Source organism: Nocardia sp. NPDC052112 (assembly GCF_040680135.1).
Taxonomy (GTDB): domain Bacteria; phylum Actinomycetota; class Actinomycetes; order Mycobacteriales; family Mycobacteriaceae; genus Nocardia.
Genome location: NZ_JBFAWD010000011.1, coordinates 1 through 12,534 on the forward strand (window position 1 = coordinate 1; position 12,534 = coordinate 12,534).

Consider the following 12,534-nt stretch of genomic DNA (forward strand, 5'->3'; position numbering starts at 1 on the left):
GCCGTCGAGACTCGCGACTTCGTCGCATGCGCTTCGACGACTCGGACGCGAGACGGGCCGCGAACGGTCGCTCGTAAGACTCGCTCGGTGGTGGTTGCTGATGGCGGGGTGTTCGGCACCGGGTGTAGGCGCGTCGGATGGGTGAGTCTCGTGTCTGCGGCGCATGTGGCGTTGACGGCTCGGCTGTGTTCGATGGGCGCGCCTTCGGCTCGGATGCGAGACGGGCCGCGAACGTTGCTCGTAAGCTCGCTCCGTGGTGGTTGAGTGGGTGGCGAGGTCTCCTACATCAACCAGGCGACCGCACCCGCTGCCGCGAGTACGGCGAGCACCGCGAGGGCGATGGCGAGGGGGCGGGCGGTCTTCCAGGTGGAGAAGGCTCCGCCCAGCAGGAACCCGGCCAGCGCGAACAGGATGACGGACGACATCCAGTCATTCTGCCTCGTGGGGTTTGGGCAATTAACAATCACGCATGCTTGCTTTTTTCTGGATCGGGTGTGATGCTGGACTTCGGAACGCGGACTCCACCGGCGGCGCGACGCGGCGTGCCGGGACGGTTCGCCGTACAGGAGGGCCTTCCAGCTGATGAGTATGCTGGCCGCCGATCCGGAGCTGATCCGAATCGGCAACTGTTCCGGGTTCTACGGTGATCGGCTCAGTGCCATGCGGGAGATGCTCGAGGGCGGGCAGCTCGATGTGCTCACCGGGGACTACCTCGCCGAGTTGACCATGCTGATCCTCGGCCGCGACCGGATGAAGGATCCCAGCCTCGGATATGCCAAAACTTTCGTCCGGCAGATCGAGGACTGCCTCGGCCTGGCACTGGAACGCAATGTTCAGATCGTCACCAATGCGGGCGGCCTCAACCCGGCCGGGCTCGCGGAGCAGCTGCGCAAGGTTGCGGCGGATCTCGGGCTCGATGCCAAGGTCGCGCACGTCGAGGGGGACGACCTGCTGGGTCGGGCGGGCGAGCTCGGCCTCGGGTCGCCGCTGACCGCCAATGCCTATCTCGGTGCCTGGGGCATCGTCGAATGCTTGAATGCGGGCGCCGATATCGTGGTCACCGGTCGGGTCACCGACGCTTCGGTGATCGTCGGCCCGGCCGCCGCCCATTTCGGTTGGGGGCGAACCGATTACGATCAGCTGGCCGGTGCGGTCGTGGCCGGACATGTGATCGAGTGCGGTACGCAGGCCACCGGCGGCAACTTCGCGTTCTTCACCGAACTGGCCGATCTCGGACGGCCCGGCTTCCCCATCGCCGAAGTGCGCAGGGATGGCAGCAGTGTCATTACCAAACATCAGGGCACCGGCGGCGCGGTCACGGTGGATACCGTTGCGGCACAGCTGATGTACGAGATCCAGGGCGCGCGCTATGCGGGGCCGGATGTCACCACGCGGCTGGACAGCATCGAGCTCGGTCCGGAAGGCCCCGATCGGGTGCTGATCAGCGGTGTGACCGGCGAAGCGCCACCGCCACAACTCAAGGTGTCGCTCAATACCCTCGGCGGTTTCCGCAATGAGATGGAGTTCGTGCTCACCGGACTGGATATCGAGGCCAAAGCCGCACTGGCGCAACGACAGCTGGAGTCCTGGCTGCCCGTGCGTCCCGCGGAGCTGACCTGGACGCTCGCGCGCCTCGACCGACCGGATGCCGAAACCGAGGAGCAGGCGAGCGCGCTGCTGCGCTGCGTGGTCCGCGATCCGGATCCGAACAAGGTCGGCCGCTCCTTCTCCAATGTCGCGGTCGAGCTGGCCCTGGCCAGTTACCCGGGGACCAGCTTCACCAGCCTGCCCGGCAACGGTTCGCCGTACGGGGTGTACACACCGGGCTTCGTCGATGCCGCCGAGGTGCCGCATGCGGCGGTGCTGCCGCAGGGCACTCGTATCGATATCGCACCCACCGCGGATACCAAGGAATTGGCCGAGGTAGCCGAGCCGCAACTGCCGCAGCCATTGCCCGTCGACGCAACTCGCCGAGCTCCACTGGGCACGATCGCGCTGGCCCGCAGTGGCGACAAGGGCGGCAATGCCAATATCGGCGTGTGGGTTCGCACGGATGAACAGTGGCGCTGGCTGGCGCATACGCTGACGGTGGCGCGGATCAAGGAACTGCTGCCCGAGGCCGCACCACTGACCGTCACCCGGCACGTGCTGCCGAATCTGCGTGCCGTGAACTTCATTATCGAGGGTCTGCTCGGACAGGGTGTGGCCTATCAGGCCCGCTTCGATCCGCAGGCCAAGGGGCTCGGCGAATGGCTGCGCTCGCGTCATGTTGATATCCCATTGGAGTTGCTGTGAATCCGTGGAATACGCCGGAACGGCGCGAATTGCGTGCCACCGTCAGGGGTTTCGCCGAGCGAGAAGTGCTCCCGTACCTCGATGCGTGGGAGCGCGACGGTGAGATCCCGCGCGAACTGCACAAGAAGGCCGGAGCGCTCGGCCTGCTCGGCATCCAATTCCCGGAATCAGCGGGCGGTTCCGGTGGTGATGGTATCGACGCCATGATCGTCTGTGAGGAGATGCATCAGGCCGGGTGTTCCGGCGGCCTGTTCGCCTCGCTGTTCACCTGCGGTATCGCGGTGCCGCACATCATCGCCTCGGGTAACGAAGATCTGATCGAGCGCTTCGCACGCCCGACACTTGCCGGGGAGAAGATCGGCTCGCTCGCCATTACCGAACCGGGCGGCGGCTCCGATGTCGGCCACCTCACCACCACCGCGCGCCGCGATGGCGACCACTACATCGTCAATGGCGCCAAGACCTACATCACCTCGGGTGTGCGCGCCGATTTCGTGGTGACCGCTGTGCGCACGGGCGGTCCGGGCTCCGGCGGAATTTCGCTGATGGTGGTGGAGAAGGGCACACCGGGCTTCACGGTGAGCCGCAAGCTCGACAAAATGGGCTGGCTGGCCTCCGATACCGCCGAACTCTCCTATGTGGATGTCCGGGTGCCGGTGGAGAATTTGGTCGGCCCGGAGAATTCCGGCTTCTATCAGATCGCCGGCGCGTTCGTCAGCGAGCGGGTCGGCCTTGCGGTGCAGGCGTATTCGCAGGCCCAGCGCTGCCTGGACCTGACCTTGGACTGGGTGCGCAATCGAGAGACCTTCGGCCGCCCGCTGATCAGCAGGCAGGCCGTGCAGAATACGGTGACCGAGATGGCCCGCCGCATCGATGTGGCCCGCGTCTACACCCGAAATGTGGTGCAGCACTGGGGGACGGTAGCCGACGCAGTCGGCGGGGTGGGTGGATACCGTGCCGATGGCGAAACCGATTTGATCGCCGAGGTGTGTTTCGCCAAGAACACCGCCGTGGCGGCGGGTGAATGGGTGGCCAATCAGGCCGTTCAGCTGTTCGGTGGCCTCGGCTATATGCGCGAATCCGAGGTCGAGCGGCAATACCGCGATATCCGCATTCTCGGCATCGGCGGTGGCACAACGGAAATCCTGACCGGACTGGCGGCGAAACGATTGGGGTACCAGTCTTGACGACACTACGCACCACCCTCGATACCGCATCGCCGGAATACACGGCCGCGGCCGAGGCCATGACCGCCAAACTCGCCGAGGTGGAGGCCGAATTCGCCAAGGCCATCGCGGGCGGCGGCCCGGATAAGCTGGCCCGGCATCGCAAGCGCGGCAAATTGACCGCGCGCGAGCGCATCGAACTGCTCATCGACGAGGATTCGCCATTCCTCGAGCTGTGCCCGCTTGCCGCGTGGGGCAGCGAGTTCCACGTCGGGGCGAGTGTGGTGTGCGGTATCGGCATCGTCGAGGGTGTCGAATGCATGATCGTCGCACCGGATCCCACGGTGCGCGGCGGCACCTCGAATCCGTGGACGCTGCGCAAGAACCTGCGCATGAACGATATCGTCATGCAGAACCGGCTGCCGGTCATCGGACTCGTCGAATCCGGCGGTGCGGATCTGCCGACCCAGAAGGAAGTCTTCGTACCCGGCGGACGGATGTTCCGCGATCTCACCAGGGCCTCGGCGGCCGGAATCCCCACCATCGCATTGGTTTTCGGCAATTCCACCGCCGGTGGCGCCTATATCCCGGGCATGTCCGATTACACGGTGATGATCAAGGAGCGCTCCAAGGTATTTCTCGGCGGACCACCGCTGGTCAAGATGGCCACCGGTGAGGAATCCGATGACGAATCGCTCGGCGGCGCGGATATGCACGCGCGCGTCTCGGGCCTGGCCGACTACCTGGCGGTCGACGAGCAGGACGCTATCCGCATCGGCCGCTCCATTATCAAGCGGCTGAACTGGAAGAAGCAGGGTCCGGCGCCGCGCGCCGAGGTGCTCGAGCCGCGGTACGACCAGGAAGATCTGCTCGGCATCGTCCCGTCCGATCTGAAGATTCCGTTCGATCCGCGCGAGGTGATCGCCCGCATCGTCGACGGTTCCGATTTCGACGAGTTCAAACCGCTCTACGGCGGCAGCCTGGTCACCGGATGGGCGGAGCTGCACGGATATCCGGTCGGCATTCTCGCCAATGCGCGCGGCGTGCTGTTCTCGGAGGAATCGCAGAAGGCGACCCAGTTCATCCAGCTGGCCAATCAATCGAATACGCCACTACTGTTCCTGCACAACACCACCGGCTACATGGTCGGCAAGGAGTTCGAACAGAAGGGCATCATCAAGCACGGCGCGATGATGATCAACGCGGTATCCAACTCGAAGGTGCCGCATATTTCGCTGCTGGTCGGCGCGTCCTACGGTGCGGGGCATTACGGCATGTGCGGTCGCGCCTACGATCCACGGTTCGTCTTCGCTTGGCCGAGTGCGAAATCCGCTGTTATGGGCGGCGCGCAATTGGCCGGAGTGATCTCGATAGTGGGCCGGGCGGCCGCCGAGGCGAAGGGCCTGCCGTTCGACGAGGAGGCCGATGCCGGGATGCGCGCCATGGTGGAGGCGCAGATCGAGGCCGAATCGCTGCCGATGTTCATGTCGGGGCGGCTGTACGACGATGGCGTGATCGATCCCCGTGATACCCGCACGGTGTTGGGAATGGCGTTGTCGGCCATTCACAATGCCCCAGTCGAGGGCGCCGACGGCTTCGGCGTCTTCCGGATGTGAGGGCCGAAAATGACAGCATCGCGTAGCGATTCAGTGAGGGGTGGTGGCCGGGTGACGGGTGGGCCAGCATCGCATAGCGATTCCGTGAGGGGTGGCGCTCGGGTGGCGGGTAGGCCTATCACCACTGTTCTGGTTGCCAATCGCGGTGAGATCGCGCGTCGCGTATTCGCCAGCTGCCGTCGCATGGGTATCGGCACGGTCGCGGTCTACTCCGACGCGGATGCCGCGGCACCGCATGTCGCCGAAGCCGATGCGGCGGTGCGTCTTGCGGGCAATACTCCGGCCGAGACCTATCTGCGCGGCGAGCTGATCGTCGAGGCGGCCTTGGCCACCGGTGCCGATGCCATTCATCCCGGTTACGGATTCCTTTCCGAGAATGCGGAATTCGCACGGGCTGTGCTGGCGGCCGGACTGGCGTGGATCGGTCCGCCGGTCGAGGCCATCGAGCAGATGGGCTCGAAGGTCGCCGCCAAGAAGATGATGGATGCGGCCGGCGTCCCGGTGCTCGCCGAACTCGATCCCGCCGAGGTCACCGCCGCGCAACTGCCGGTGCTGATCAAGGCCTCCGCCGGTGGGGGCGGACGCGGTATGCGCGTGGTGCGCGAACTCGCCGACCTGGAACCGCAAATCGCCGCCGCCCGCCGGGAAGCCGAATCGGCATTCGGCGATCCGACGGTGTTCTGCGAGCGGTACCTGGAGACCGGCAGGCATATCGAGGTCCAGGTCATGGCCGATACCCACGGCACCATCTGGGCGGTCGGCGAGCGGGAATGCTCCATTCAGCGCCGCCACCAGAAGGTGATCGAGGAAGCGCCGTCGCCGTTGGTCGAGCGGATCGACGCCATGCGCGCGTCAGGCCAGGAGGCGGTAGCGGGGCGTGACCACGCCGGGCCCGCGCGCATGGCCGATGGACAGAGCATGCGCGAGCGGCTGTTCGAGGCGGCCAGGCTGGCGGCCGGTGCGATCGGGTACACCGGTGCCGGCACCGTGGAATTCCTCGCCGACGAAGCGGGTGAATTCTTCTTCCTGGAGATGAATACCCGGCTGCAAGTGGAACATCCGGTCACCGAATGCACCACCGGACTGGATCTGGTGCGGTCGCAGTTGGAGGTCGCGGCGGGCGGCGAGTTGGCGGCCGCGCCGCCGCCACTGCGCGGGCATTCGATCGAGGTCCGGTTGTATGCCGAGGATCCGGCGAACGAGTGGCAGCCGCAGAGCGGAACTGTGCATAAGCTCGAAATACCTTCGGTGGTAACCGAATTCGATGTCCTCGACCGTCCGGGCGTACGCCTGGATACCGGTGTGGTGGACGGTTCGGTTGTCGGTGTGCACTACGACCCGATGCTCGCGAAGGTCATCTCCTACGCCCCGACCCGCGGCGAGGCGGCACGGCTGTTGGCAACGGCCCTGCAACGGGCCAAGATTCACGGTTTGGTGACCAACCGCGATCTGCTGGTACGGGTACTGCGCCATCCGGCGTTCCTGGCCGGGGACACCGATACCGCATTCTTCGAAACGCACGGATTGGCTTCGCTCTCCGCACCCTTGGTGTCCGAGAGCGATGAGGCACTGTCCATCGCCGCCGCCGCGCTCGCGGATGCGACGGCCAACCGGAAGGCGGCCAGGGTCGGCGGTGGGTTGCCCGTGGGCTGGCGAAATCTGGCGTCGCAGTCGCAGCACAAGTCGTACGAGAGCCGCACCAGCGGCACACATGACATCGGCTACCGCTTCACCCGCACCGGCGGTGTCGCGGTGGACGGTCACGCCGGCCTCGAATTGGTGGCAGCGGGTCCCGAGCGTGTGGTCCTCGCCGTTCCCGGCGAACGCGGCCTGGTGCGCAGGCAATTCGATATCGCCCGCTACGGCGAACTGGTCTGCGTGGATTCTCCGCTCGGACCGGTGTCGGTGCGCAGACTGCCGCGCTTCAGCGATCCGGCCGATCAGGTCGCGTACGGTTCACTGCTCGCGCCCATGCCGGGCAGTGTGATTCGCATCGGCGCCGAGGTCGGCAGCGCCGTCGAACAGGGCCAGCCGATTCTGTGGCTGGAGGCCATGAAGATGGAGCACACCATCTCCGCGCCCGCCGCGGGCGTACTCAGCGCCCTCAATGTCACCGTCGGCCAGCAGGTCGATGTCGGCGCCGTGCTCGCCGTCGTCGATCCCACCGAATCCCAGGAGAACTCATGAGTTTTATCGAAACCGACGAGCAGAAGGCGCTGCGGGCCGCGGTTGCCGGGCTCGCCGCGAAGTACAGCTTCCGCGATTATGTGCTGCCGAAGGCGCGCAGGAACGAACCGCTCACCGAACTATGGGATGAGGCAGGCAAACTCGGCTTCCTCGGGGTGAATCTGCCGGAGGAGTACGGCGGCGGTGGCGCGGGCATGTACGAGCTCGCGTTGGTCATGGAGGAGCTGTCCGCGCAGGGCGCGGGCCTGCTGCTCATGGTGGTCTCACCGGCCATCTGCGGCACCATCATCACCAAATACGGCACCGACGAGCAGAAGCAGCAGTGGCTGCCCAAACTCTCCGACGGCAGCGCCAAGATGGTCTTCGGCATTACCGAACCCGACGCCGGTTCGAACTCGCACCAGATCACCACCACCGCGCGCCGCGACGGGGACGACTGGATCCTCAACGGCCGCAAGATCTTCATCTCCGGCGTCGACCAGGCCGAGGCCGTGCTCATCGTCTCGCGCACCGAGGACCACAAGACCGGCAAGCTCAAGCCCGCGCTGTTCATCGTGCCGACCGATGCCCCCGGCTTCGTCAAAACGCCGCAGGAAATGGACATCATCGAGCCGGACCACCAGTTCACGCTCTTCCTCGATGACGTGCGCCTGCCCTCGGATGCCTTGGTGGGCAAGGAAGATGCCGCACTCATGCAGCTGTTCGCGGGTCTCAACCCGGAGCGCATCATGGGTGCGGCCATGGCCGTCGGCATGGGGCGCTACGCCATCGACCGTGCCGTCGAATACGCGAAGGAACGCACGGTGTGGAAGACGCCGATCGGTGCGCACCAAGGCATTTCGCATCCGCTCGCCGCGGTGAAGGTCGAAGTGGAGCTGGCCAGGCTGATGATGCAGAAGGCCGCGACCCTCTACGACGCCGGCGATGAGATGGGTGCCGCCGAGGCCGCGAATATGGCCAAATACGCGGCGGCGGAAGCCAGTATCAAGGCACTCGATCAGGCCATCCAGACCCACGGCGGTGCGGGACTCACCAAGGAGTACGGCCTGGCCGCCATGCTCGCCGCGGCCCGCATCGGTCGCATCGCGCCGGTCAGCCGGGAGATGGTGCTCAACTTCGTCGCCCAGTACTCCCTCGGCCTGCCCAAGTCGTACTGATGGAGGAGGCTGGAATGGACACAGCGTCGCAGCACGACACGATGAGCAGTGGTCAGGAGACGGGTGGGCCCGAAACGTCCACCGCGCCGTATGTGCGGTACGAGGTGCGCGATGGCTTCGCCGCCCTGACCCTGGATTCGCCGCACAACCGCAATGCGCTGTCCTCGCGGCTGGTCGCCGAACTGCTCCAAGGCCTCGACGCCGCCGCCGCGGACCCCGCCGTCCGCGGCATCGTGCTCGCGCACACCGGCAATACCTTCTGCGCGGGCGCCGACCTCAGTGAAGCCAGCGACGCCGACCCGGCCGTGGCCGCCGATGAGCGCACCCGCGTAATGATCGGCGTACTGCGCCGACTCGTCGAAACACCGAAGCCGATCATTGCCCGCATCGATGGCAACGTGCGCGCGGGCGGTATGGGCATCGTCGCGGCCTGTGACATTGTCGTGGCTGGTCCCGGCAGCAGTTTCGCACTCACCGAGGTGCGTATCGGATTGGCGCCGTTCATGATTTCGCTGACCCTGCTGCCGCGGCTCAGCCCGCGCGCGGCCAGCCGCTACTACCTCACCGGCGAGAAATTCGGTGCGGCCATCGCCGAGCAGATCGGCCTGGTCACGAGCACCGCGGACGATCCGGTGGCCGAGGTGGCCCGGCTGTGCGCCGAGCTGCGCATGGGCTCCCCGCAGGGCCTGGCCGAGGCCAAGCGACTCGTCAACGCGGGCATCGTGGCGCAGTTCGACAGCTCCGCCGAGGAACTCGCGAAGCGTTCCGCGAGCTTCTTCGGCACCCCGGAGGTACAGGAGGGCATGCTGGCCTTCTTGCAGCGCCGCCCACCGACCTGGGCAGAATAGCGCCGTGACATCGCCGACGACCGAAACCGCCACGACTGCCAGCCTGTTCGGAGCGAGCTGATGGTGACACCCCACGAACCCAAGCAGGACCGCAGCCGGGTCACCCGGCAGCGCCTGCTCGAGGCGACCATCGACTGCCTGGCCGAAATGGGCTGGGCAGCGGCCACGGTCTCGGTCGTGGCGGAACGGGCCGGGGTATCGCGGGGCGCGGCCCAGCATCACTTCCCGACCAGGGAAGACCTGATCACCGGCGCACTCGAGTACATGTTCGACAGCCGCACCCAGCAGTCCAAGGACGAGGCGCTGGCGGTGGCCGCGCTGGCCGGAGGGGTCGAGCGCACCGAGGCGGTGGTGGCGGGTCTGGTCGACTCCTACACCAGCCCGCTGTTCAAGGCGGCGCTGCAGGTGTGGACCCATGCCGCGGCCGACCCGGCGCTACGGGAGCGAATTGTGCCGCTGGAGGCCAAATTCGGGCGCATATCGCATCGCCGGGCCGTGGAGGCGCTGGGTGTGGACGACGGTGATCCGGTCGCCCATCACCTCGTGCAGGCGACCCTCGATTTGGCGCGCGGGCTCGGGCTGGCCGATGTCCTGACCGACGACTCGGCGCGCCGCAAGCAGATCGTTTCGCAATGGGCGGCTACGCTGCATGCCGCTTTGCACGGCTCACGGATCTGACGCCGCCGAGTCGAGCCCGCTAGTCGTCGGTCGGCCCCTTTGCCGGTGACACATGCTGGAACCAGGCAGCCGTCTCCGCCTCGGTGAGCACCCGCTCCAGCGTCAGATCGCCGACCATATCGGGGAAGAAGCGCCCGGCGGGCCAGGTGCGCGGATACGGAGGCGGATCGAGCACCAGCAGGCGGGTGCCGTCGACGACCGGAATATCGGAAGGCGTGCCCTCGTTCCAGATCCAACTGCCATCCGGCGCGACCAGATTGAACGATCCGGTGGTGTGCACCATGCCGGGCATATCGCGGCACATGGCGACCGCCTCCGCCGCCGGTGCCTCTCCCGGAATGTGGCCGCCGCCGATGAGGGCATCGGCGAGCAGGGTGTGCAGTTGGAAATTGTCGCCGATGCCGGTCATGCGCATGGTGTAGCCGGTGCCGGTCTCCCGGTGCAGCACGATGATCGGCTCGTCGTCCAGCACGATCAGCGCGTAGCCCAGGCATTTGTCCCACCGATCGGAGACTTCGCCGAGTGCGTCGTGACGTTCCCGGATGATCTCGCGACCGGCGTGCCCGAACTTCTGTCGAACCGCCTTGTGCTGCAACATGGCCAGCCCCGCCCGGCTCCAGTCGTCCAGCGTCCACCACGACAGCGTCGGGGCGAATCCGAAGTATTCGAACAGCTCCGGATCCAGCTCGACCTGCTCCGGATCGGGTGCGTCGCCGACATCGGCGGCCGCCCACCGCTGCGCGAATTCCGTTGCATCGTCCAGAGATACGGCGAGATTCGCGAGCACGCTCGGCGCGCATACCACCGGATCCGCGCCGCCCTCGACACATGCGCCGATGAGGACCGCGATACTCGAACGCGGTCCCTGCTGCACATCCGCCAGCACATCGGCGAGCCGTTTCCCGCCCTGTGACAGCTCCGCTGGAGTCGCTGATTCGTATAGGCGATGCATTTCCTTGTGGGCTTGTTGCTGCGCTTGCGGATCCTGCGCGTGCACCGCGCGTTCGAAGTCGAATACGGCGTCGATGAAACGATCGGTCGTCGAGCTCATATCCGCACGCTAACAGCTTGCCACTAAGGGGAATTCGCGGTCAGCACAGCCCTGCCTGTTGCATGTGACCCTCGTCCACCGCGTAGGAGGTGGAACCGATGAGGACACCGAGGAGTCCGCCGATGACCAATCCCGGAATCGCGCCGACGAAGAAAATGGGCAGGCCCGCGATGCCGCCGATGGCGGCGCCGAGCAGGCCGCCGACCAGCGTCCTGACCTCGATGGTGTCGCCGGGCGGGAGCGGGCACCCGCCGATCAGGGTGGCCTGCGGGGTCGGTTCGGCCGCAGCGATCGGTGCGGTCGCGACCGGTGCCGTCGGCTCCGGCGATTCGCCTGGTGCGGCCGATGCGGTCGAGGCGAAGCCGACGGTGAGCGCGATGGCGACGAGCGCACCGATGACGGTTAGGACGAATCTCGAAATACTTCTCACGGTTTTCCTGATGGCTCGGAGTTGGCGCTTGACCTGATGGCCGACCCCGACCGGAGTCGTCCTGCGCTGGACCATCATTCCCGGAGTTCGCGGCGTGCGAAAGGGTTTCGCATGAATGCCGCATTAAGAGGATTTCGAGGAAACAGGTAAAGGGATCTCGAGGAGCGGTCCGAAACGGCATGTCACACTCGTCCGGCCTGCGTCGTCCTCACTGTGAAAGCGGAACAACGCAGCGAAAAACTGGAGCGGGAATCATGTCGAACACCAAGAAGATCACTGACCCTTTCGAGCGACCTGCAAGCAGTCGCTACGGAGTAGCCGGAGCGACCGGACGGCTGGGCCGCCACGTCGTCGATGTGCTGAACGAGCAGGGGCACGAGGTTGTCGCATTCTCCCGGGCCAACGGGGTGGATATCGAGACCGGTGTCGGGCTCGTGGAAGCACTCGACGGCGTGGATGTCGTCATCGACGCAGCCAGCACGCCGTCCGCGGACCAGAACATCGCGACCGAATTCTTCCGTGCCGCGGCGCGTAACCTGCACGAAGCGGGGCGCAAGGCCGGTGTCGAGCGGCTGGTTGTGGTGTCCATCATCGGCATCGATGGATCGCTCGCCGGGTACAACGCCGCGAAGCTTGCGCATGAGGCCGCGCTGCTGGCAGGGCCACTGCCGGTGCAGATTCTGCGGGCCGCGCAGTTCCACGAATTGGTCGAGGTGATGGTGCAGTGGGGGACCCAGGGCGAGGTCGCCTACCTGCCGAAGATGCGCACGCAGTTGGTCGCGGCGCGTGCGGTGGCCGAGGCGCTGGTGGAATTGGCAGTGCACCCGATGCCGGAATCGCTCGACGGCCCGTTCCCGGAGATCGCCGGCCCGCAGCCGGAGACGATGGCGGGCGCGGCCGGTCTGCTCGCGGCCAAACGTGGTGTGCCCGCTCAGGTGATCGAGTCGAGCGATCCGGCGAACCCGGATCGTGCACAGTACGAGAACGGTGGGCTGCTGCCGGGGGCGCACGCCGAACTGGCCGGGCCGACGTTCGCCGAGTGGCTCGAAGCCACCTACGCCTGACTCGCAACGCGATTCGCCCGATGCGTGTGCACCGGGCGAATC

Annotated in this window: 11 protein-coding genes; 8 read left to right on the forward strand and 3 right to left on the reverse strand. The window is 66.3% G+C overall.

What is annotated here, in order from left to right:
• Nucleotides 1-281 precede the first annotated feature (281 nt).
• Nucleotides 282-425: a hypothetical protein gene (locus AB0L58_RS21780; RefSeq protein ID WP_364389264.1), complete on the reverse strand. Its 144-nt coding sequence runs from the start codon at nt 423-425 to the stop codon at nt 282-284.
• Between the two features lie 157 nt (nt 426-582).
• Here AB0L58_RS21780 and AB0L58_RS21785 point away from each other — a divergent pair, with 157 nt between their 5' ends.
• The 7 genes from AB0L58_RS21785 (at nt 583) to AB0L58_RS21815 (ending at nt 9,947) form a co-directional block, all read left to right on the forward strand.
• The gene (locus AB0L58_RS21785; RefSeq protein ID WP_364389266.1) at nt 583-2,295 is read left to right on the forward strand and encodes an acyclic terpene utilization AtuA family protein; all 1,713 of its coding nucleotides are present in this window, start codon (nt 583-585) and stop codon (nt 2,293-2,295) included.
• Nucleotides 2,292-3,482, forward strand: coding sequence for an acyl-CoA dehydrogenase family protein (locus AB0L58_RS21790; RefSeq protein WP_364389267.1), 1,191 nt, complete (start codon nt 2,292-2,294; stop codon nt 3,480-3,482). The genes AB0L58_RS21785 and AB0L58_RS21790 overlap by 4 nt, the downstream gene beginning before the upstream one ends.
• The gene (locus AB0L58_RS21795) at nt 3,479-5,077 is read left to right on the forward strand and encodes a carboxyl transferase domain-containing protein (RefSeq protein ID WP_364389268.1); all 1,599 of its coding nucleotides are present in this window, start codon (nt 3,479-3,481) and stop codon (nt 5,075-5,077) included. Before AB0L58_RS21790 ends, AB0L58_RS21795 begins: the two co-directional genes overlap by 4 nt.
• Nucleotides 5,078-5,179: 102 nt before the next feature.
• A complete protein-coding gene (locus AB0L58_RS21800; RefSeq protein ID WP_364389269.1) occupies nt 5,180-7,264 on the forward strand; it encodes a biotin carboxylase N-terminal domain-containing protein in 2,085 nt (694 codons plus the stop codon).
• Entirely contained in the window at nt 7,261-8,421 is a 1,161-nt protein-coding gene (locus AB0L58_RS21805) for an acyl-CoA dehydrogenase family protein (protein ID WP_364389270.1), read from the forward strand. The genes AB0L58_RS21800 and AB0L58_RS21805 overlap by 4 nt, the downstream gene beginning before the upstream one ends.
• A 41-nt stretch (nt 8,422-8,462) precedes the next feature.
• Nucleotides 8,463-9,269 carry an enoyl-CoA hydratase family protein gene (locus tag AB0L58_RS21810; protein WP_364389604.1) on the forward strand — a complete coding sequence of 269 codons (807 nt, stop codon included), beginning with the start codon at nt 8,463-8,465 and terminating at the stop codon, nt 9,267-9,269.
• A gap of 60 nt (nt 9,270-9,329) precedes the next feature.
• A complete protein-coding gene (locus AB0L58_RS21815; RefSeq protein ID WP_364389271.1) occupies nt 9,330-9,947 on the forward strand; it encodes a TetR/AcrR family transcriptional regulator in 618 nt (205 codons plus the stop codon).
• A 19-nt stretch (nt 9,948-9,966) separates the two neighbouring features.
• On the opposite strand, the gene AB0L58_RS21820 is transcribed toward AB0L58_RS21815, so the two are convergent.
• Nucleotides 9,967-10,998, reverse strand: a complete 1,032-nt coding sequence (locus AB0L58_RS21820; protein WP_364389272.1) for a hypothetical protein — start codon at nt 10,996-10,998, stop codon at nt 9,967-9,969.
• A gap of 40 nt (nt 10,999-11,038) precedes the next feature.
• Complete coding sequence (locus tag AB0L58_RS21825) at nt 11,039-11,428, reverse strand: hypothetical protein (RefSeq protein ID WP_364389273.1); 390 nt, start codon at nt 11,426-11,428, stop codon at nt 11,039-11,041.
• A 254-nt stretch (nt 11,429-11,682) separates the two neighbouring features.
• Here AB0L58_RS21825 and AB0L58_RS21830 point away from each other — a divergent pair, with 254 nt between their 5' ends.
• Nucleotides 11,683-12,492 carry an NAD(P)H-binding protein gene (locus AB0L58_RS21830; RefSeq protein WP_364389274.1) on the forward strand — a complete coding sequence of 270 codons (810 nt, stop codon included), beginning with the start codon at nt 11,683-11,685 and terminating at the stop codon, nt 12,490-12,492.
• Nucleotides 12,493-12,534 lie beyond the last annotated feature (42 nt).